Annotated in this window: 22 protein-coding genes; 4 read left to right on the top strand and 18 right to left on the bottom strand. The window is 64.9% G+C overall.

The features are described from left to right. The first annotated feature begins 4 nt into the window (after positions 1–4). On the top strand, positions 5–1,948 hold the full coding sequence (locus BJ997_RS00615; RefSeq protein WP_052542616.1) for an acyltransferase family protein: 1,944 nt from the start codon (positions 5–7) through the stop codon (positions 1,946–1,948). Here BJ997_RS00615 and BJ997_RS22125 read toward each other — a convergent pair. Continuing rightward, positions 1,852–3,489 carry a DUF222 domain-containing protein gene (locus tag BJ997_RS22125; protein ID WP_183323208.1) on the bottom strand — a complete coding sequence of 546 codons (1,638 nt, stop codon included), beginning with the start codon at positions 3,487–3,489 and terminating at the stop codon, positions 1,852–1,854. The genes BJ997_RS00615 and BJ997_RS22125 overlap by 97 nt on opposite strands. Before the next feature lie 300 nt (positions 3,490–3,789). On the opposite strand from BJ997_RS22125, the gene BJ997_RS00605 reads away from it, so the two are divergent. The 3 genes from BJ997_RS00605 (at position 3,790) to BJ997_RS00595 (ending at position 5,108) form a co-directional block, all read left to right on the top strand. Next, positions 3,790–4,296, top strand: coding sequence for a GNAT family N-acetyltransferase (locus tag BJ997_RS00605; protein WP_035840913.1), 507 nt, complete (start codon positions 3,790–3,792; stop codon positions 4,294–4,296). 165 nt (positions 4,297–4,461) lie between these two features. Continuing rightward, on the top strand, positions 4,462–4,689 hold the full coding sequence (locus BJ997_RS00600; RefSeq protein ID WP_035840916.1) for a FitA-like ribbon-helix-helix domain-containing protein: 228 nt from the start codon (positions 4,462–4,464) through the stop codon (positions 4,687–4,689). Then, entirely contained in the window at positions 4,686–5,108 is a 423-nt protein-coding gene (locus tag BJ997_RS00595; RefSeq protein WP_035840918.1) for a type II toxin-antitoxin system VapC family toxin, read from the top strand. Before BJ997_RS00600 ends, BJ997_RS00595 begins: the two co-directional genes overlap by 4 nt. 14 nt (positions 5,109–5,122) lie before the next feature. On the opposite strand, the gene BJ997_RS00590 is transcribed toward BJ997_RS00595, so the two are convergent. The 17 genes from BJ997_RS00590 to BJ997_RS00510 form a co-directional block, all read right to left on the bottom strand. After that, positions 5,123–5,479, bottom strand: coding sequence for a hypothetical protein (locus BJ997_RS00590; protein WP_183323207.1), 357 nt, complete (start codon positions 5,477–5,479; stop codon positions 5,123–5,125). Between the two features lie 64 nt (positions 5,480–5,543). Then, positions 5,544–6,293 (bottom strand): ATP-binding protein, encoded by a 750-nt coding sequence (locus BJ997_RS00585; protein WP_035840942.1) that lies wholly within the window; start codon positions 6,291–6,293, stop codon positions 5,544–5,546. Beyond that, entirely contained in the window at positions 6,290–7,843 is a 1,554-nt protein-coding gene (gene istA, locus BJ997_RS00580) for an IS21 family transposase (protein ID WP_183323206.1), read from the bottom strand. Before istA ends, BJ997_RS00585 begins: the two co-directional genes overlap by 4 nt. A 117-nt stretch (positions 7,844–7,960) precedes the next feature. Then, entirely contained in the window at positions 7,961–8,953 is a 993-nt protein-coding gene (locus BJ997_RS00575) for an MFS transporter (RefSeq protein WP_183323205.1), read from the bottom strand. Further along, entirely contained in the window at positions 8,950–9,609 is a 660-nt protein-coding gene (locus BJ997_RS00570; protein WP_052541840.1) for a helix-turn-helix domain-containing protein, read from the bottom strand. Before BJ997_RS00570 ends, BJ997_RS00575 begins: the two co-directional genes overlap by 4 nt. Positions 9,610–9,690: 81 nt before the next feature. Continuing rightward, entirely contained in the window at positions 9,691–10,713 is a 1,023-nt protein-coding gene (locus BJ997_RS00565) for an NAD-dependent epimerase/dehydratase family protein (RefSeq protein ID WP_236628699.1), read from the bottom strand. After that, a complete protein-coding gene (locus BJ997_RS00560; protein WP_035834645.1) occupies positions 10,714–11,757 on the bottom strand; it encodes a GNAT family N-acetyltransferase in 1,044 nt (347 codons plus the stop codon). Positions 11,758–11,891: 134 nt separating this feature from the next. Continuing rightward, a complete protein-coding gene (locus tag BJ997_RS00555; RefSeq protein WP_035834644.1) occupies positions 11,892–12,920 on the bottom strand; it encodes a GNAT family N-acetyltransferase in 1,029 nt (342 codons plus the stop codon). Positions 12,921–13,132: 212 nt separating this feature from the next. Then, the gene (gene rplQ, locus BJ997_RS00550) at positions 13,133–13,654 is read right to left on the bottom strand and encodes a 50S ribosomal protein L17 (RefSeq protein WP_035834643.1); all 522 of its coding nucleotides are present in this window, start codon (positions 13,652–13,654) and stop codon (positions 13,133–13,135) included. Positions 13,655–13,703: 49 nt separating this feature from the next. Then, a complete protein-coding gene (locus BJ997_RS00545) occupies positions 13,704–14,693 on the bottom strand; it encodes a DNA-directed RNA polymerase subunit alpha (protein WP_035834642.1) in 990 nt (329 codons plus the stop codon). Between the two features lie 119 nt (positions 14,694–14,812). Further along, a complete protein-coding gene (rpsK, locus tag BJ997_RS00540; RefSeq protein WP_035834641.1) occupies positions 14,813–15,211 on the bottom strand; it encodes a 30S ribosomal protein S11 in 399 nt (132 codons plus the stop codon). A 44-nt stretch (positions 15,212–15,255) separates the two neighbouring features. Beyond that, the gene (rpsM, locus tag BJ997_RS00535) at positions 15,256–15,630 is read right to left on the bottom strand and encodes a 30S ribosomal protein S13 (protein WP_035834640.1); all 375 of its coding nucleotides are present in this window, start codon (positions 15,628–15,630) and stop codon (positions 15,256–15,258) included. A 170-nt stretch (positions 15,631–15,800) separates the two neighbouring features. Continuing rightward, positions 15,801–15,914 carry a 50S ribosomal protein L36 gene (gene rpmJ / locus BJ997_RS00530; protein ID WP_035834639.1) on the bottom strand — a complete coding sequence of 38 codons (114 nt, stop codon included), beginning with the start codon at positions 15,912–15,914 and terminating at the stop codon, positions 15,801–15,803. Between the two features lie 66 nt (positions 15,915–15,980). After that, a complete protein-coding gene (gene infA, locus BJ997_RS00525) occupies positions 15,981–16,202 on the bottom strand; it encodes a translation initiation factor IF-1 (RefSeq protein WP_035834638.1) in 222 nt (73 codons plus the stop codon). Positions 16,203–16,332: 130 nt separating this feature from the next. Beyond that, positions 16,333–17,481 (bottom strand): mannitol-1-phosphate 5-dehydrogenase, encoded by a 1,149-nt coding sequence (locus tag BJ997_RS00520; protein ID WP_035834636.1) that lies wholly within the window; start codon positions 17,479–17,481, stop codon positions 16,333–16,335. Continuing rightward, positions 17,478–17,915, bottom strand: a complete 438-nt coding sequence (locus BJ997_RS00515; protein ID WP_035834635.1) for a PTS mannitol transporter subunit IIA — start codon at positions 17,913–17,915, stop codon at positions 17,478–17,480. Before BJ997_RS00515 ends, BJ997_RS00520 begins: the two co-directional genes overlap by 4 nt. After that, a complete protein-coding gene (locus BJ997_RS00510; RefSeq protein ID WP_035834633.1) occupies positions 17,912–19,402 on the bottom strand; it encodes a PTS mannitol transporter subunit IIBC in 1,491 nt (496 codons plus the stop codon). Before BJ997_RS00510 ends, BJ997_RS00515 begins: the two co-directional genes overlap by 4 nt. Between the last annotated feature and the right edge of the window lies 1 nt (position 19,403).

The raw sequence follows: 19,403 nt of genomic DNA, 5'->3' as shown, positions 1-19,403 counted from the left end.
GCTTATGAATCCCCCACAAACATCTGAGACCGGTCTGGTCGACACTCCTCCCAGCGCTACTTCCCCCAGTAATTCTGCCCGCGAAGCGGCCGGTACGTCGGCACTTGTCCCCACGTTCGAGAAGCGTTCTGGCCGGCTTGCGGGGCTGGACGGCCTGCGAGCCATTGCCGTCATCGCGGTGGTCATCTACCACTTCTTCCCGAGCGCCCTGCCGGGTGGATTCATCGGTGTGGATGTCTTCTTTGTGATCAGCGGGTTCCTGATCACCGGGCTGCTGGTCTCCGAGCGCACCCGCACCGGCCGCGTATCGCTTCGAAACTTCTGGCAGCGCCGCGCACGGCGCCTGGTTCCGCCCCTCGTTCCGCTCATTCTCCTGAGCTGCACGGCGGCCTGGCTCATCGGCGGTGACGTCCTCGTTGGGCTCGGCGCTCAACTGCTCGGCGCCGTGACCTTTGGTTACAACTGGATTTCGATCGCCGGCGACGCAAGCTACTTCGCCGCCGATCAGCCCGAGCTGTTTCGCAACCTCTGGTCGTTGGCCGTCGAGGAACAGTTCTACGTGATCTGGCCACTGCTGCTACTCGCGATTCTGCTCATCCGAAGCGCCCGCCTTCGACTTGCCGTCGTGGCCCTTCTGGCCGTCGCGTCGATGCTGTGGATGGGGGTGTTGTACCAGCCGGGCGCTGACCCGACCCGCGTCTATTACGGTTCGGACACCCACAGTTTCGGCTTGTTCACCGGTGCCGCGCTGGCGCTACTGCTGCGCCGACCCGCAGGGCTCCGCAACGAGCTGCCGCGGCTGCGCCCGTGGCTCGGCGGGGCCGCCCTGGTCGGGATCGGCATCGCCGCGGCCGTGCTGCCCGAGGGCGGAACGGAGACCTACCGTGGCGGTCTCGCTGCCGTCAGCGTGCTCACGGCCGTGGCCATCTGGGCCGGCGTTCGTGGTGGTGGTTTCGGGCGGGCCCTCGACGTGGCACCGTTGCGCTACATCGGGGAGCGGTCCTACGGCATCTATCTCTGGCACTGGCCGGTGCTCGTTCTACTACAAGTGGGCTTGCCTGGGCCGTCGACACCGCTCCGGGTCGCTCTCATTGCGGTGCTCGCGACGGTGCTGACGCTCGCTGCGGCGGGTGCCTCGTACCGCTGGCTGGAACAGCCGGTACGACGGGACGGCATTCGTGGTGTCGTCGGTCGGTTGCGCACGCTGTGGGGCCTGCATGCGAAAGGCCGGGTTCTGGTGGCGGTACTCGCCGTGACGGTGCTGCTCGTGTCGGGCGGGACCGCTGCGGCCCTCGCGACCGCGCCGGCCACCGCCACGGCAGAGGTCGAAATTGAGCGGGGACAGCAGGCACTCGACGAGGCCGCGAAGGCAGCGGCCGAGGCGGCGCAGCAGGCAGCCTCGACTCCCGCGCCACTGCCTGGCGGTGACCTCATCACCGCGGTGGGCGACTCGGTGATGCTCGCCTCCGCGGCCGAGCTGCAGACGACTTTCCCGGGCATCTCAATTGATGCTGCGGTATCCCGTGGCATGTATTCCGCAGCTGGCATATTAGAAGAGCTGGCTCGCGCGGGTACGTTGCGCCCGATCGTCGTTGTCGGGCTCGGCACCAACGGCCCCATCAAGGCCGATGAGCTGATCGAGATCGAACGCGTGATCGGCCCCGACCGCAAACTCATCCTGGTGAACGCGTATGCCGACCGGGACTGGACCGAGGGCGTGAACGCCTCCCTCGCCGACTTCTCGGCGCGCAATCGGCTGGTCGAGCTCGCGAACTGGCACGACGCCATCGCGCCGCACACCGATCTGCTGGCCGGCGACGGCGTGCACCCGGGGCCCACGGGCAGCCAGATCTACGCGGATGCCGTCACCACGGCCCTGCAGCGCCTCGCTGAGTTGCCTCCCCAGCGCCTCCCCGGCGAGAACCGTCTGCAGCCGGCCGCCGTGTAGCACGTAGCCTGCCGGACGCTTGGGCTTGGGCTTGGGCTTGGGCTTGGGCAGAGTTCTAGCCCGATGCGGAGCTGGCCGTATTGGCGCGGTGGGTGGCGGCGGGTCGCCAGGTGCGAGTCGGGTCGAACAGCACCGGACCGCGTACCTCCGGGCGGCCGCGCACCATGCGGATCTGCCACCCGGAGGTGTCGATGGTGGCATGGTGGTACCAACAGAGCAAGCATCCGTTGTCTATGTCGGTCTTTCCCTTGTGTTGCCACGGGATAATGTGGTGAACTTCCGCCCACGCCGCCGCTCCTTAGACTGGCTCGGGTCGAGCCTGTCGAGACCATGACGCATCCTCCATCGCGAGCGGCGATCGCCCTCCGCTGGGCGGGGGTGAAGAACCGCTTCTTCTCACCCAGCCGCAGCACCTCGCCGTTTTCGCCGAGGAACACCTCCTGATACCCGCCGGCGCACATCTTCTGCCGCACGTTTCGCAGTGAGATGGGTGCCTCCACCCCGTCGACCCACCCGACACCCGTGCCGCTCTTCAGGTCCGCAGCATTCACGTGCACCATCACCACCGGCGCCGCCCCGCCCATGCTCGGTGTCTTCGCGTCCCGCGCCTTCGACTCGAACACGCCCCGGAGAATATCCGCTCGCTTCTCACCGCCAGTGCGCGGGTCGTCGAACTCCTCCGCCCCGGGAATCAGCTCTCCCGCTTCGATCAACGCCTGCTGCTCAGCACTGGGGAAAGCGGGAGCGGCGTGGGCGGAGAGGAACGTGTTGAAGATGCCGTCCATGATGCCCTTGAGCTCCGGCGTCACCCCGCCCCGCAAGGGATAGAGGCCAGCCTTGAGCCGGCCGAACCCGACGGTGCTTTTGGCCGCCGTCGTATCGTCACTGGGGGCGGCGCCGTCGGGGTCGAGGCGGGCTTCCCATTCGTGGGCCTGCGCCCGGATGAGGTCGGCGGAGAATGCGATCCCCGCCCCCGGCAGTCCCTCGGTCTCGGGCGTGATCGCTCCCGTCGCCGACGCCACCAGCGCCCGCTCCGCCCGATCCAGGTCCGCCGGAGCGACCCGCCGCGACAGAGGTTCGAGGGCGGTCACGATCACCTCCGCCGCATCCACCCCCAACTCACCCGACGCGAGCCCCTCGGCGACCGCCGGATGCTGCACCGGCACCTCCTGCCCCAGCAGCCCGCTGGCGGCGGTCGCGGCCCCGGTGACCAGGCCGCCGAGCCGCATCCGCCGCTTCGCCTCCGAACCCGAGATGCGTGTCACGGCGGTGATCAGCTCGTACTTACCCCGGCATCCGTTCTTATACGCCAGGGACTCATGACCCAGGGCCGAATCCGCCCGGCTGGCCACGTCTGTCGCCGACGCCACCCGAGCCCCATCCGCCCGGCGCCCAAGCTTTTCCACCGCCGCCATCACGGCCAGGGCCTCATCCCCGGTGAACTGCTGGAAGTTCACCTCCGCCAACGCAGCAGCTGCCGAGGCGTCTGCCCTCTCCAGTAGGGCGACCACCTCGGAACCTGACTTCTGCGTCGTTAACATGCCCCCATTCTCCCACCAATAGAACAATAAGACGAGGAAATGTCATGAAAGTCTGGCAGAAAATCGAATTCATTTCCCCCTTACGATTTCAGTGAGATGCCCATATCTAAGTGGCGCATGACCGTCTGCAATGGAGCAATCGCTATCTCACTGAAATCGTAAAGGGGATTCATTTGCGCGATCCGGTACGCCGCGCCGCGGGAAGAAAATGGGGCTCGTTGCGTAGCCAGACACTGCCTTCCCGGCCCCAGAGCGTAACTTCGGACCCACCATTCACACTCGAGAGCTAGGCTCGAATGGGTGACCACTCAGACGTTTTCCCTCCGACCCACCGTTGACGCCGACTGGCGCGAGGTTCGCGACCTGCGCCTGGAGATGATTCGGGACACGCCCACCGCCTACATGGAGAGTCTCGACGAGGCTCTCGGTTGCGACGAGGCCGAGTGGCGCATGCGTGGCCGACGCGGCAGCGCCGAGCACGGCACCGCTGTTGTGGCAATCAACGCCTCCGGGCACTGGATCGGAACGATGGCCGGTTACGTTGACCCGACCGTCGGCGCCCTCCTCGTGGGCGTTTACGTGACGCCGGACTCCCGGGGCCGCGATGCCGGAGTAACGGATGCTCTCCTGACCGCCGTCGAGACGTGGGCGGCCACCGAGGGCCGTCGTCTCACCCTCCACGTTCACGAACACAACGCCCGCGCGATCGCGGCATACGAGCACCGGGGATTCTCCGCCACCGGCGAGACCATTCCCTACAATCTCGATCCCAGCACCAACGAACTCGAGATGGTCAAGGCACTCTAGAGCGAATTTGGGCCTTCAAGCCTGCTAAGTGCTCGCCGCTGACGAATGTACTGCCGCCGTAATCGCACGCCTCGCGCCTGCCCGACACAGGTCCCAGTGCAGAAGGCCCCTGTTCAGGAATTCGTGAAATGACAGCATTGACAGCACTGGAGCAAGGAGAAGCAGATGGCGGTCATAACAGTGCGCAACCTCGATGACGAAGTACAACGCCGACTCAAGCTTCGGGCCGCTGCCCACAACCAATCGATGGAGGCCGAGGCCCGGGCGATTCTCAGTGCCGCAGTCGTTGGCGGCGACTTCGCCGCTGCGTGGCTCACGATGGCAGCTGAACACGCAGTGGACGAACTTCCGGTGCCGGCCCGATCTGTCCCACAGGACGTGGACTTGACGTGATCATTCTGGACACGAACGTCCTATCTGAGCCGCTGAGATCTCGCCCGGACACCGCTGTACTTTTCTGGCTGGGCCACGTGAACGAGGATCTTGCCCTCACGTCGATCACCGTCGGCGAGATCTTGACCGGCGTTCGCCTCCTGCCCCCCGGTCACCGTCGCGATGGCTTGATGTCGGCCATCGAACAAACCCTCGCTCTTTACCGTGAACAGGTGCTCCCCTACGATGAACACGCGGCCCGCACCTACGCTGCATTGCAGGAGTCTCGCCGGGCAGCCGGGCACCCGCTGAGCGTCGAGGACGGCATGATCGCCGCTATCTGCCAGACTCGAGGGGCCACCCTGGCAATGAGAAACATCAAGGACTTTCAGGGGCTCGGTATCGACCTCATCGACCCTTGGACGACACCCGGCCGCTAAGCCGCTGGTCACTTCTACCGAGCATCAGGCCGAAACGGCCCCATGCCCTTCCATGCGCCGCCAGTGAGCGGGGCGAGGGATACCAGCACGTAGACGACTCCGACGATCACGAAGGAGGCTGTCAGGCCGAGAGTTTCGACCGCAATGCCCCCGAGAAGCGCGCCAATGGGGATGCCCGCCCAGCATCCCGCGACCATCAGACTGTGCACACGCGCCCGCATCGCAGGCGGGGCCAGCTGGAGTTGGAGCACCCCAATGATCGGGTTGATAATCCCTGCAGCCAGCCCCACGAAAGCTGCGAGCACGACGAGCACGACCAGAGTGAGTATTTGATGCCTTGAGAGCCACCCGATCGTGCGGTTCAGAGCCACCGTTCGTGCGGAAGAGAGCCAGTGGTGGTCCGGCTGGGAGCCACTGGCTCTCTTCGCCGGTTCGTTAGGCGCTGGTGAGGGCCGCTTGCTCTCTCATGTTGTAGGTGCCGGTCTCGACCCAGACAGTGTTGTGGATGATGCGGTCCATGATCGCGTCGGCGTGAACCCCGGAGCCGAGTCGCTGGTGCCAGTCCTTCTGCTGATACTGGGTGCAGAACACCGTCGAGCTCTCGCCATAGCGACGTTCCATCAGCTCAAGCAGCATGCCGCGCATCGATTCCGTCGGGCGGTCAAGCAACCATTCATCAATGACGAGCAGGGTGAAGGAAGCATATTTGCGCAAGAACTTCCCGCTGCCGCCGGTGGTGTCTTGGGCGGCCACCCAGGCTTCCTCGAGGTCGGGCATGCGGACGTAATGAGCGCGGATGCGATGCTCGCAAGCGCGTTTGGCGATCGCGCAGCCCAAATACGACTTCCCCGATCCGGTGAACCCCTGAAACACAACGTTCTGCTGCCGGGCAACGAACGAACACGTCCCGAGCTGGGCCAGCAGCTGCCGGTTCAAGCCCCGCTCGTCGAGCAGGTCGATGCGGCGGAGATCCGCGTTGGGATAACGCAACCCCGCCCGCCGGATCAGCCCGGCGACCTTCGAGTGCGTGAAGGCGGAGTAGGCGTCATCGACGACCAACCGGACCCGCTCTTCAAACGACAAACTGATGCTCAGCGTCTCGTCTTGGGTGTCGATCGCCGCGAGCAACTCGCCAGCATTCATCTCCCGCAGCTTGCGCTTGGTCTCTGTGTCCAGCGGACTCATCGGGTGCCTCCGGCGTAGTAGGCGCTGCCGCGGACGTAGCCACCGTCATCGGGTTCCGGCTTGTCAGGGACGTGGCCAGTTTTGTCTTGTCCGGTGTCGAGGATCGGCCGAAGGTGCGCATACCTCGGCGAGCGGATCGGACCTCGCAAGGCCAGTGCGCAGGCGGCCTCGACCCGAGTCGGCGAGAACCGGCGTGACAGCCGCAACACTGCCAACGCCGGGTCGTAACCGGCCTCCTCGATCGACGCAGCTTCAAAGATCTTCCCGATCACTGTGACCGTGGCAGGTCCCATCCGGGCCGCCCACTCGTCGATCCGGGTCCGATCCCAGGCCTGAAAGCTGCGGCCCTCGGGCAGGTCCGCGTCGTTTGTCTGATGCTGGTTCGTCGTGCTTGCTGGCAGCAGCAGGTGACTGGTCAAGCGTTCGTCGTTGCGATAGACCTCCAGCATCGTGTCCGTGACGCGAAGGTCGACCTGAGCGCCGATGTGGCGGAACGGAACGGAGTAGAAGTTCCTCGCCCAGACCACGTGAGCGTTCTTGTTCACTTTGCGCTTGTAGGTCCACGTGCTGATCTCGAACGGGGCCGCCGGTAACGGTTGCATCAACGGCTTCTCCTCGGCGGTGAAGACACTCAACCGGGACCCGTCCCGTTTCTGGAACGGCTGGCGGTTGTAAGCATCGATTTGCTCGTAGATCCGGACCCGCAGCTCGGGCAGGGATGTGAACTGCTCCTGCCTGAGGCTAGCGATGACCCAGGTCGCGACATGCGAAACTGTGTTCTCAACGCTCGCCTTGTCCTTAGGTGCCCGGACGCGGCCCGGCAGCACCGCGGCAGAGTAGTGCGCAGCCATCTCACGGTAGGCGTCGTTGAGAACGACCTCTCCCTCTCGAGGGTGAGAGATCACCCCAGTCTTCAGGTTGTCGGGGACCAGGCGCGGGACGCTGCCGCCGAAGAAGGAAAACATCGCCACGTGGGCGCGCAGCCACGACTCCTGCCGCATATCCAACGTGGCCTCCACGAAGGCGTATCGGCTGAACGGCAGGCACGCGACGAACAAATACACCTTTGAGATCTCGCCCGTCGTCGGGTCCAGCAGCTGCATCGTGGGCCCAGACCAGTCAACCTCGATGCTGCGGCCGGCCTTGTGACCCACGCGCGACGTCGCGCCCGAGACGGCAGCGAAGTCGCCATAGAGCCGACAGAACCGGTCATAGCTCATCACCGCCTGCGCCTGACCCGATGTGTCGACGTACTCTTGGTGCAGCAGCTTCAACGTCACCCCGACCCGGGCTAGTTCGGTGTGCACCCGCCCCCAATCCGGCTGCGCGAACACGGACTCGTGCACTCCACGGCCGGGAAACAACACCGTATAGACCTCGGCCTCCGGCATCTCCTCGACGTCGTCCCAGCCGAGGCCGAGCCTGTCCGCCGTCTCGAGCACGGTCTGGACGCTATTGCGGGCGATGCCCTGCGCCGACGCGATCGCTCTGCCCGACAAGCCTTGGTTGCGTAACTGCAAGACGAGTTTCGCCTTGATCTTCCGTACCATTACCGGTACTCCTTCCACCACGTGGCCCTCACGTGATGGAAGGAGCTTTTCAGGTGGCTCTCAACAACACCAACTGTGGCTCTGAACGACACGATTCATGGTTTGGTACAGCGGCCTTCACAGGCACCACCCCCGGCTCCCTCGGAAGCCAATATTCACCAGAGGCGCCTGCAACGCGAGAGCGGCTGAAAGCGGGCCTCCCGTGATCGCGAACGCCGCAATGAACAGGGGCCTCCGCCGCCACCTCTGGCCGAAGAATCCGTACAGGAGCGAACCGATGAGGGCTCCTCCGCCAAGCGCTCCCGTAAGAAGGCCCACCGCAACAGCTCCCTGAAGGTAAGCCGTCGAGTGAATCGGCAGGAGAACCGAGAACCGAGCGGCATCCAGAAGGTTCGTGAGAAAGACGACGAGAATAATCAGCCGCAACAACGGATTGCTGTATACGAACCTGAATCCTTCTCCGAGATCCTGCCAATAGGAGGTCCGATGAACGACGCCCTCCCCCGCGCCGAGGTCGTCAAAGCTGCTCCTGTCTGGCCGCGGCACACACAGCAGGACCAAGGCCGCGGCTGCGACGAAGTTGAGGGCAGTAGTGCCGAAGGCCACTGCAGGTCCAAGAACGCTCACCAGAACCCCTCCCAGTGGCGCTCCAATGAGCATCGCGGCCCGTTCGACCCCCGTCGCAAACCCGACGGCGCGTTCCAGAGGTATTCGGTTCGCCATCGCGAGAGTGGGCAGCAGAACGTGGCGCGCGGTGTTGCCCGGGGTATCCAGCAGCCCGCTGAGAAAGATCAGCAGCAGGAATCCCCAGAACGGCAAATTATCGGTCGCGGCCAGAATGGCGATGGCCGCCAGGGTCGCGCCGCTCGCTGCATCCGCTATGACGCTCGAAAGCCTGTGCCCGACGCGATCGACCAAGGCCCCGCCCAGAGGGCCACCGAGAACAATAGGGACCGTGGCGAACGTGGCGGCGATCCCGACCTCAACGCCCGTGCCGCCCTGAGCCAAGACATAGAAGGGTGTGGCGAGCACAGTGATCGCGTTACCGGTTTGCGAGAGAGCATGTGCCGTGAGCACGGCCGACAGGGCGAGGCGAGGATGTTCGCTCATGCCACGGTGTCGTGGGGCGGGTCCTGCTCCGGGTCGGGAAAGATCAGGAATTGGGCGGCAACCAGCGCGGCCCCCACGGGCGCAGAGCCAGCGCCCGGGCGGGCACTGGGTTTCTGCCGGCGGTAGCGGCCGAGGAGCTCGGCCATCTCGCTCTTGAGCTCACGCGTCTCGTCGGCGGTCAGGAGCAGTGAGGCGTCACTGAAAGTGCTTGCCTCCTGCCAATCACGCGACCATTTATGCTGTGCGCCGAGCCAGGAGCGGGCCCGGTCCGTGTAAAGCGCCAACACTGCCGCGGCGAAGTCGTCGTGTGCGGCCAAGGCGGCTGGGTCGTGCTCCGGCGGGGTCTTGGTGAATGTGGTGCGGGCCGCCGCCTTCCACCATCGATCGCGCCCATGCGTGCTCAACCCCGCCAGGTCGTCCGGAGTCGCGGCCACGATGAAGGACGCCTCCGCGAGTGTCCTGAGATGGTAACTAATTAGGGCCGGCGATGTGTCGCACTTCGCTGCGAGCCGGGTTGCCGTTGACGGGCCATAGATGCGGAGGAGCCCCAGCACCCGAAGGCGCAGCGGGTGCGCAAGGGCCGCCAAAGCGGATGCCTCAGTCACGACATCCGCGTCGGGTTGACGTCGTTCCGGACTCTCGTCAGCGCTGTTCATGCGCTCACTCTAGCCTCAAAAAAATCCTTTCGAAAGCTTTCCTTCCAAAATACGTTGGATAACCTGTCGCGGCCGTCGTCGCTACGGGGCAGAAGCGGCAAGCTGATTCAACAGCTCGAGTTCCTCGGATCGAGTGAGGCCGGCGCGACGGCCGCGGTCGAGCCCACGCGCAGTCTCGTCTTCCCAGACATCGACCAGCGTTTCCCTGAGACCACGCAGTGTGCCGCCGGCGGCCACGAACGCCGAGTTGCTCCGCTGCGAGAAGGCGGCATCGGAGTGCGGCAGCCACAGCGGCAGGGAGTGCGGGCCAGCCCAATAGTTCACGCCCTGAGTTCTGAGCCAGTCGTCGGCCGCCGCCACGAGTCGCCCCTCGAACTGGGCGACCTCCGCCGCCAGGGTGAGCGTCTCCGACAGGCCATGCACGTCGCCCACCGCGTTGACGACACCCACCACGCCCTCAGCCCCGGCCGAGATCAGCCAGCTCGCCAGGTCCCGTACGTCGATGACCTGAACGGACCGATCTGCGCATTCGGGCGTGAGCACCGTGCCCGACCCTGCGAGGGCGAGTCGAGCCACCCAGTATCCGAACCGGTCGCTGCCGTCGCCCGGGCCCGCGATGAGCCCCGGCCGTACAACGAGCAACCGGTCACCTAGTGCCCCGAGTGTTCGGCGTTCGGCCGCCACTTTGGCCTGCGCATAATCGCTGAGGTCCACGGGTGCGACCAGCTCAGACGTCTCATCAGCGCCGGGTTCAGCATTGGAGGCATATACGGAGACGCTCGACACCAGCGTCCAGTGCGTGGTGCGTTCGGCGAGAGCGTGGATGGCCGGCCCCACGGACGACAGGTCGTACGACAACTCGATCACCTCATCCCAGTCCCGAAACCGCACTGCCTCGTATGCCGTCGGCGACATACGATCCGCGGCCACGAAATTCGCCCCGGCGGGCACGCCACCGCTCGTGCCTCGCGCCAGGCAGGTCACCTCGTCGCCGCGGGACACCAACTGGCGCGCGATCTCGTGGCCGAGCCAGGCCGTGCCCCCGAGAACGAGCACGCGCCTCGGGGAACCCCGCAGAGGCATCCGCTCGTTTGCCTGAACCACCTAGAACTCGACGGTGAAGACCAGCTCGCGGTGCGCGGCAGCGAATCCCATGCCCGTGTAGAGACCGACGGCACCGGTGGGGCTGTCCGTGTCCACGTCGAGGGTCGCCCGCTGGTGCCCGGCCGCCCGACTCGCCTCGAGGTGCGCGGCGAGAAGAGCCTGCGCAATGTGGCGTCCGCGCCACTCCCGCAGCACTCCCACGAGCGCGATGTAGCTGCTGCTGAATCCGGCACCCTCCCAGTCGTCCTCACTCACCGTGCTGAGCAGGTAGCCGGCCACGTGTTCGTGACCATCGGCATCAGTTCCGTAAACGACGAACGAGAGGTCGGGCCGAAACGTCTCCGCAGCGATGAACGAATTCCAGGTCTCGTCGCTGAGCGGCTGGCTCGACCAGTGGTCGGCGAAGGCCTCGTCGTGCGCGGTGTGCACGGCCGCAGACATGTCGGGCGCATACGGCGCCAAGCGGATGCCCCCGGCCAGCTCGAAGTCCCGAATCGGATCGGCGAGCACCCGTTCCAACTCCACGAAGTACCGCGCCACCGTGAGCCCGGCCCGCTCGAGAAGTCGGTGACACTGGGGCGCACGCTCGTCGGCATAGGACTGAATCCACCCGGGCAGCGTCGCCTGCGAAGAGGCGAGCTGCTGCCGCGCACGACCGAGCTGCCACTCAAGCAGCACTCGCCCGATTCCGCGAGCACGCCACTCGGGATGCACACCGCCGGCCACCGTGGACTTCACGAGGGTGCGCTGGCCGGGAGACAGGGTGACGAAGCCGACGGCCAGGAGGAGGCCATCGGCGGAAAATCCGAGCAGGGAGTCGACTGCCGGGTCGAAGAAGGTAAAACCGAAGTCGTCGGCGACCTCTTCGCGGGTGGCAAGGTAATTCGGATGGTCGACACGGCCCATGGCCTGCATGAGGTGCCAGATCTGGTCGATGTCTTGGAGCGTGGCCGCGCGCCAGAGGGCGACATCGGAGTGCTCGGGCAGGACGAGCTCGAACGGGGCAGACACCCGCTCGCTCAGTGGACGCACACTTTCAACCATGCCTCCAGCCTAGGCGGTGCCAGTTCTCCAGGCTCGGCCCGAGGTCCTGCGCCCGAAAGCAGCTGGGGCTCGCGGTATAGCGCCCGCCCGAGCCGCTTTCGGGTGCACGCTCGACCCGATCGACGCCGGGGCTTCTAGAACTGCAGGGTGTACGCCATCTTGCGGTGCACGGCGTGGAAACCCATGCCGGTGTAGAGCCCGAGGGCACCGGTGGGGCTGTCGGAGTCCACGGCGAGGGTGGCCCGGTCGTGGCCGAGCGCGCGCCCGGCCTCGAGTTGGGCGGCGAGCAGGGACTGGGCAATGTGCCGACCGCGCCATCCGCTTGTCACACCCACGAGGTCGATGTAGCTGCCCGTGAAGCCCTGGGTCTTCCAGACGTTCTCGTTGGCGGTCGAGAGCACAAAGCCCACGACCTCGTCGCCAGCCCACGCCACGAACGAGAGGTCCGGCCGAAACCAACGGCCGTTCACGAACGCCGCCCAGTTCTCGTCGCTCATCGGCTGGCTCGCCCAGTGGTCCATGAAGGCGTCGTCGCGGGCCACATGCACCTGCGCAGAATCGGCGGGCGTGTACACCGCAATACGGATGCCGTCGGCCGGCTCGACCGCAGGCACCGGCTCGTCGAGGGCCCGCTCCAACGCCAGGAAGTAGCGGGTGAGGTCGAGTCCGCCGCGCTCGAACAGGTGCGCGCTCTGCGGCGCGCGCTCGTCGGCGTAAGCGAAGATCCAGCCGGGGAGAGTCTTCGTCGATGACGCGAGCTGCTGTTTCGCGCGCCCGACCTGCCAGGCGAGCAGCTCACGCCCGATCCCCCGGCCGCGAAGGTCGGGGTGCACCCCGCCGATCAGGATGGAGCGAACGAGGGTCTCCTGGCGAGGGGGAAAGAGCACCATTCCGTTGGCGACAATGCGCCCTGCGGCGTCGAGACCCACGAGCGAGTCGAGCGCGGCGTTCACGTGCGAGTAGCCGAAGTCGGCGGCGATCGCGCCGCGCGTGGTGAGGTAATTCGGGTGGTCGAGGCGACCCATCGCTTCGCGCAGCTGCCAGATGCCGTCGATGTCGTCCTCTTTGGCGGGACGCCACCGGGCGATCTCCTGGTGAACCGGAACGCTCAGGTCATGAGGTGCGGTCACGCGTTCGCTCAGAGGGCGCAGCTCGTTAGTCATGCTCCAACCCTAACCGGCGCCGGTTGTCGGGTCTGTCGAGCAACACCCAACGGTGTGGGGGTGGGCGCGCCCGCGCGATCGGCTCACGGGGTCTCGACACGCGCCCTGGCGGGCACTGCTCGACCAGCGGATTTGGGGAGCGGGCGGGGGCGGGGCGGGTTAACGGCGGAAGGGCCCGACCGAAGTCGGGCCCTTCCTAGTGAAGCGTGGTGTTACTTGGCGTCCTTGGTGTCGACGGCAGCCTCGGTGGGCTCCTCCACGACGACCTCGGCGGCAGCTTCGTCAGCCACCTCGGCGTCAGCAACGACAACCTCTTCGACAACAGGCTTCTCAGCCGTTACCGTGGAGGTCTTCGAGTGCTTGACCTTCGGGGTCAGCGGCTCGAGAACGAGTTCCATCTGAACCATCGAAGCGTTGTCACCCTTACGGAAACCGAGCTTCGTGATGCGCGTGTAGCCACCCTGACGCTCGTTGACCTGCGGGGCGATAACCGTGAAGAGCTCGTGCACGACGGACTTGTCCGTGATCGTCGCGAGAACGCGACGACGGGCGTGCAGGTCGCCGCGCTTGGCGAACTGCACCATGCGCTCGGCGAGCGGACGCAGGCGCTTGGCACGGGTCTCGGTCGTCTTGATCGACTTGTGGGTGAACAGGGCAGCAGCCAGGTTCGCAAGCATGAGGCGCTCGTGCGCCGGGCCGCCACCGAGACGGGGCCCCTTTGTGGGCTTAGGCATTGGTAATCTCCAGTATCAAAAAATCGAAAGGCAGTCGCGAAGACGAGCCTTAGTTGGTCTCTTCTTCGTAGCCGCTGTAGAAGTGCGCTCCGTCGAATCCGGGAACCGAATCCTTCAGGGACAGGCCGAGCTCAACGAGCTTGTCCTTCACCTCATCAACCGACTTCTGTCCGAAGTTGCGGATGTTCATCAGCTGGGTCTCCGAGAGGGCGACCAGTTCGCTGACGTTGTTGATGCCTTCGCGCTTGAGGCAGTTGTACGAACGAACCGACAGGTCCAGGTCCTCGATCGGGATCGACAACTCGGTCGAAAGCACAGCGTCAACCGGCGCGGGGCCGATCTCGATGCCTTCGGCCGCGGTGTTGAGCTCGCGGGCCAGACCGAACAGCTCGGTCAGCGTGCGCCCAGAGGATGCGATCGCGTCGCGAGGCGTGATCGCCGACTTGGTCTCCACGTCAACGACGAGGCGGTCGAAGTCGGTGCGCTCACCGGCACGAGTTGCCTCGACGCGGTAAGTGACCTTGAGAACGGGCGAGTAGATCGAGTCGACCGGAATCTGGCCGGCCTCGGAGAACTCGTTGCGGTTCTGCGCGCTGGACACGTAACCACGGCCACGCTCAATGGTGAGTTCGAGTTCGAACTTCGCATTGTCGTTGAGGGTTGCGATGACCAGTTCAGGGTTGTGCACCTCGACGCCGGCCGGAGCCGAGATGTCAGCGGCGGTTACCTGACCGGCACCCTGCTTGCGCAGGTACGCGGTGATGGGCTCGTCGTGCTCGCTGGAGACAACGAGGCCCTTGATGTTGAGGATGATTTCGGTGACATCTTCTTTGACACCGGGAACGGTGCTGAACTCGTGCAGCACGCCATCGATGCGGATGCTGGTTACAGCAGCGCCCGGGATCGACGAGAGCAGGGTGCGGCGAAGTGAGTTCCCGAGGGTGTAACCGAAGCCAGGTTCGAGCGGCTCGATGATGAACCGGGACCGGAACTCCGAGATGTTCTCTTCGGTGAGCGTGGGACGCTGTGCAATAAGCACTGTTAATTCCTTTCGGCTAAGTGTCCGCTATATGACACTTGCAATTACGAGGTGTTAAGAAAAGAGAAAGGTGTCCCGGCCGGCCGGTTGCCCGGCCGGCCGAGACCTACAACAGTGCGTTAAACGCGACGACGCTTCGGCGGGCGGCAACCGTTGTGCGCCTGCGGAGTGACATCGTTGATCGAACCGACCTCGAGGCCAGCGGCCTGAAGCGAACGGATCGCGGTTTCGCGTCCCGATCCGGGGCCCTTGACGAAGACGTCAACCTTCTTCATGCCGTGCTCCTGCGCCTGGCGAGCAGCCGACTCGGCTGCGAGCTGTGCGGCGAACGGGGTCGACTTACGTGAACCCTTGAAGCCAACCTGGCCCGACGAGGCCCAGCTGATGACGGCACCGGTGGTGTCCGTGATCGACACGATCGTGTTGTTGAAGGTGCTCTTGATGTGGGCCTGGCCCACAGCAATGTTCTTCTTCTCTTTTTTACGCGGCTTCCGTACGGCCGACTTGGGTTGTGCCATGAATTTCTCCTGAATCCTAAAGGCGAGACGGGCTAGGCCGAGGCCTAGCGCGCCTTCTTCTTGCCGGCTACGGTGCGCTTCGGGCCCTTGCGGGTGCGAGCGTTGGTTTTGGTGCGCTGACCGCGAACGGGCAGGCCCTTGCGGTGGCGAATACCCTCGTAGCTGCCAATTTCCACCTTGCGGCGGATGTCGGCGGCAACCTCACGGCGGAGGTCACCCTCAACCTTGAAGGTTCCTTCGATGTAGTCGCGGAGCAGGACGAGCTGGTCGTCGCTCAAATCCTTGACTCGGATGTTGCCGTCGATCGCGGTGTCGACGAGGGTCTTGAGTGCCCTCGTGCGGCCCACGCCGTAAATGTAAGTCAATGCAACTTCCACGCGCTTGTCGCGCGGGATGTCGACGCCGGCTAGACGTGCCATTGTGTCTCCTGTTACTGGATGGAGGTCTGTAGCAGTTCCTGTACACCGGCCTCCAACCGATGGTGTCACCCCGCGGGGCTCCCGGAACTGCTATTTAGTTATGTACTACTGAGGTAGAGCCGTGTCTCGACAAGCTCGACAACCGTGAGGCGGTCAAACCTGCCAAGGCCCTAACCCTGGCGCTGCTTGTGACGCGGGTTCTCGCAAATGACCATCACGTTGCCGTTACGGCGGATGACCTTGCACTTGTCACAGATCTTTTTGACGCTGGGCTTGACCTTCATGGTGATTCCTTGTTCTCGCTGTCTTCGTACCTGGGGAATGCCCCAAGCCGTTACTTACAGCATCCGTTACTTGTAGCGGTAGACGATCCGGCCTCGGGTCAGATCGTAAGGGCTCAACTCAACGATCACGCGGTCCTCCGGGAGGATGCGGATGTAGTGCTGACGCATCTTGCCCGAGATGTGGGCAAGAACTCTGTGGCCGTTGGACAGCTCAACGCGAAACATCGCGTTGGGCAGAGCTTCGACTACCGCGCCCTCGATTTCGATGACACCGTCTTTTTTGGCCATAGCCTCACTGTCGCTCTTTGTATTGATTGCTGGTCATGCGTGGATGTGGTGTTCGGACACGCCACAAAAGGCGATGCCGGACACCAAGGGTCAATCTTATGGTATGAAATTGCCTTTTGGCAATTCAGTCCTATAATCCCTGCGCGCGTCGTACTTCGAGCACGACTGCCGCGAAGAGCGGATGCGCCTGGTCGAGCCCGCAGACCTGCTCGACCAGGTGCTCCGCGCTCTCGGCGCGCAGCATCCGCTGAAGCTCGACGCTCTGCTCATCGGCCACGACGCTGAAGCGCAGCGCCGCACCGATCGCGCCCAGGAGGGCCACGGGCGTGATGCCCGATTCGGCGATTTCCGCCGCCGGACCGATGAAACGTTCGTGGCGGCTGAGCTTGCGCAGCGGCTGCCGGCCCACCCGCTCGACGGTGTCGAGCAGAGCGGGGTTGCTGAAGCGTACGAGGATCTTCTCGCGGTAGTCGCGTTGGGCGGCCTCGTCGAGCCCGTGCTTGGTCACGAGCAGTGCAGAGGTCTCCTCAAGCACGCTGCGTGCCGACGCCACGACCTCCGGAACGTCGAGGGCCTCGGCGATCGTGGTCACGCCGGCCCGGCTGCCGAGGTAGGCGATGGTGGCGTGCCCGGTGTTTACGGTGAACAGCTTGCGCTCAATGTAGGGTTCGAGGTTGTCGACGAACGTGGCTCCGGGGATCGTCGGAACGGCATCGCCGAATGCGCCGCGCTCGATGACCCATTCGTGGAAGGCCTCCACCGTCACCGTGAGGCCGGCATCCGCTGCCTGGTTCGGCACGATGCGGTCGACTGCCGTGTTGGCGAAGGCGGCGCGAGCCGAGATGCTGGGCCAGTCGGCGACCGTCACATGGCTGTGCACGTGCTCGGCGAGCAGGTCGGTGGCGTTGATCGCGTTCTCGCACGCCATCACGGCGAGCGGCGGGAGCGACGCAGACCTGCGAGCCAGCCCGGCCGCGATCACCGGGGCCACGAACGTGAGAATGTTCGGACCCACGGCCGTCGTCACGACGTCGGCCGTGGCGATCTCGTCAATCAGCGCCTCGGTATCAGTGGCGCTGTTGATGGCCCTGAAGCCCCGCACTGTGTGCTGACGGGCCCCCTCCCCCATCTCGTGCACCTCGTAGCTCGGCGCGGCATGCAGCGCGTCAATGAGGGCGGAATTCACATCGGCGAAGACAACCTCGTACCCGGCTTCGTGCAGCAGGAGTCCGACGAAGCCGCGCCCGATATTGCCCGCGCCGAAGTGAATGGCCTTCATTCTGCGTTGACCTCCTCGAGAAGGGCGAAGATCTCCTCGGCAGAGCCGGCGTCGATGAGTTTCGCGACCTCGTCTTCGTCGGAGAACACGATCGCGATCTTGGAGAGAATCTCGAGGTGCTCGTTGTTGAGCCCCGCGATGCCCACCGCGAAGCGCACCGGATTGCCGTTCCAATCGATCGGTTCGGCGTAGCGCACAAGCGACAGCGCCGAGCGCAGAATGGACTCCTTGGCGTCATTCGTGCCGTGCGGGATGGCCAGGAAGTTGCCCATGTACGTCGAAACGGATGCTTCGCGCTCGAACATAGACGCCACATAGTCTTCGTTCACGGCGCCGGAGGCCACGAGCAGGCCCCCAGCCTCACGGATCGCCTCGTCCCACGTGCGGGCCGTTCCCTCTGCTACGAGGTTGCGGGGTTCGAGAATGTCGGTCATTTTGTGGCTCCTTCGTTCGTCTGGTGCTCGAGCATGCCCACGACCTCGTCGTATTTCGGGCTGTTCATGAAATTGTCCACGGACACGTGCACCGAGGCCGGCGACTTGGCCCGGGCGCGGTCAGTGAGGTCCTGGTGCGTGATCACCAGGTCGGCGCTCCCGTCGAGGTTGGCGATGGCCTTGTTGGTCACCGTGACGCCCTCGATTCCGGCCTTCTTGATCTTGTTCCGCAGCACCGATGCACCCATGGCGCTCGAGCCCATCCCGGCGTCGCAGGCGAACACGATGTTGCGGAGTTCGCGAGCCGGCGCGGCGTCGCCTGCCTCGGCATCCGTTGCGCTGGAACCCACGAGTCCGCCGAGCACCGAGCTGGACTTGCCCTTGTTCGCTTCGGTCTTCGCCACGGCCGCGATCAGGTCGAGGCCGTCACCTGCGGCGAGGTCGCGCCGGCGACTGGCCCGCAGGATGACGGAGGCGATGAGGAACGATACCGTCGCCGCACCGATCACCGAAAGGATGACGCCCACGTAGCTGTCGGGCGACGTCTGGAAGAGCACGGCGAAGATGCTGCCGGGAGATGCCGGGGCACGCAGTCCCGTGGCGAACGCCACGTTGATGGCCACACCGGTCATGCCGCCACCGATGGCAGCGAGAACGAGCATCGGCTTCATGAGCACGTACGGGAAGTAGATCTCGTGGATACCGCCGAGAAACTGGATGACGATCGCGCCGGGGGCGCTGGCCCGGGCGATGCCCACACCGAAGAACGTGAACGCGAGCAGGATGCCGAGCCCGGGGCCGGGGTTGGCCTCGAGCAGGAACAGGATCGACTTGCCGGTGTCGGCAACCTGCTGCACGCCAAGCGGGGTGAGCACGCCGTGGTTGATGGCGTTGTTGAGGAAGAGAATCTTGCCCGGCTCGATCAGGATGCTCGCGAGGGGCAGCAGTCCGTTGGCGATCAGGAAGTCCACGCCCGCCTCGAGCAGGTTGCTCAGCCCTGTCACGAGCGGGGCGATGCCCACGAACGCGCCGAGGGCGAGGATGGCGCCGAGGATTCCTGCCGTGAAGTTGTTCACGAGCATCTCGAAGCCGGCCTTGATCTTGCCCTCCCAGATACTGTCAACCTTCTTCAGAAGGTAGGCGGCGAGAGGACCCACGATCATGGCACCGATGAACATCGGGATCTCGCTGCCGACGATCACACCCATCGTGGCGATCGTGGCGACCACGCCGCCGCGCGTGTCGTAGATCATGCGGCCACCGGTGTTGGCAATCAGCAACGGCAGCATGTAAATGATCATCGGGTCGACGAGCGTGGCGAAGGTTTCGTTGGGGGTCCACCCCGTGGGGATGAACAGCGCGGTGATGAGGCCCCACGCGATGAATGCGGGAATGTTGGGCATGACCATTCCGCTGAGGAATGTGCCGAAGCGCTGAACGTGCACACGAGTGCCCGTTCGTTTGGTGTCGGCTGACGTCGTCGTCATT

Origin of the sequence: Cryobacterium roopkundense (genome assembly GCF_014200405.1) — a bacterium.
GTDB lineage: Bacteria > Actinomycetota > Actinomycetes > Actinomycetales > Microbacteriaceae > Cryobacterium > Cryobacterium roopkundense.
The sequence above is the reverse complement of the archived record's forward strand: the minus strand, read 5'-3'. Positions and strand labels throughout refer to the sequence as shown.

Excerpts from the sequence above, each read along its gene's own strand:
- rpsK (WP_035834641.1), bottom strand. The coding sequence starts at position 15,211 with ATGGCACAACCCAAGTCGGCCGTACGGAAGCCGCGTAAAAAAGAGAAG.
- infA (WP_035834638.1), bottom strand. The coding sequence starts at position 16,202 with ATGGCCAAAAAAGACGGTGTCATCGAAATCGAGGGCGCGGTAGTCGAA.
- BJ997_RS00520 (WP_035834636.1), bottom strand. The coding sequence starts at position 17,481 with ATGAAGGCCATTCACTTCGGCGCGGGCAATATCGGGCGCGGCTTCGTC.
- BJ997_RS00585 (WP_035840942.1), bottom strand. The coding sequence starts at position 6,293 with ATGAGTCCGCTGGACACAGAGACCAAGCGCAAGCTGCGGGAGATGAAT.
- BJ997_RS00560 (WP_035834645.1), bottom strand. The coding sequence starts at position 11,757 with ATGGTTGAAAGTGTGCGTCCACTGAGCGAGCGGGTGTCTGCCCCGTTC.
- istA (WP_183323206.1), bottom strand. The coding sequence starts at position 7,843 with ATGGTACGGAAGATCAAGGCGAAACTCGTCTTGCAGTTACGCAACCAA.
- BJ997_RS00510 (WP_035834633.1), bottom strand. The coding sequence starts at position 19,402 with ATGACGACGACGTCAGCCGACACCAAACGAACGGGCACTCGTGTGCAC.
- BJ997_RS00555 (WP_035834644.1), bottom strand. The coding sequence starts at position 12,920 with ATGACTAACGAGCTGCGCCCTCTGAGCGAACGCGTGACCGCACCTCAT.
- BJ997_RS00615 (WP_052542616.1), top strand. The coding sequence starts at position 5 with ATGAATCCCCCACAAACATCTGAGACCGGTCTGGTCGACACTCCTCCC.
- rplQ (WP_035834643.1), bottom strand. The coding sequence starts at position 13,654 with ATGCCTAAGCCCACAAAGGGGCCCCGTCTCGGTGGCGGCCCGGCGCAC.
- rpsM (WP_035834640.1), bottom strand. The coding sequence starts at position 15,630 with ATGGCACGTCTAGCCGGCGTCGACATCCCGCGCGACAAGCGCGTGGAA.
- BJ997_RS00570 (WP_052541840.1), bottom strand. The coding sequence starts at position 9,609 with ATGAACAGCGCTGACGAGAGTCCGGAACGACGTCAACCCGACGCGGAT.
- rpmJ (WP_035834639.1), bottom strand. The coding sequence starts at position 15,914 with ATGAAGGTCAAGCCCAGCGTCAAAAAGATCTGTGACAAGTGCAAGGTC.
- BJ997_RS00515 (WP_035834635.1), bottom strand. The coding sequence starts at position 17,915 with ATGACCGACATTCTCGAACCCCGCAACCTCGTAGCAGAGGGAACGGCC.
- BJ997_RS00600 (WP_035840916.1), top strand. The coding sequence starts at position 4,462 with ATGGCGGTCATAACAGTGCGCAACCTCGATGACGAAGTACAACGCCGA.
- BJ997_RS00575 (WP_183323205.1), bottom strand. The coding sequence starts at position 8,953 with ATGAGCGAACATCCTCGCCTCGCCCTGTCGGCCGTGCTCACGGCACAT.
- BJ997_RS22125 (WP_183323208.1), bottom strand. The coding sequence starts at position 3,489 with ATGTTAACGACGCAGAAGTCAGGTTCCGAGGTGGTCGCCCTACTGGAG.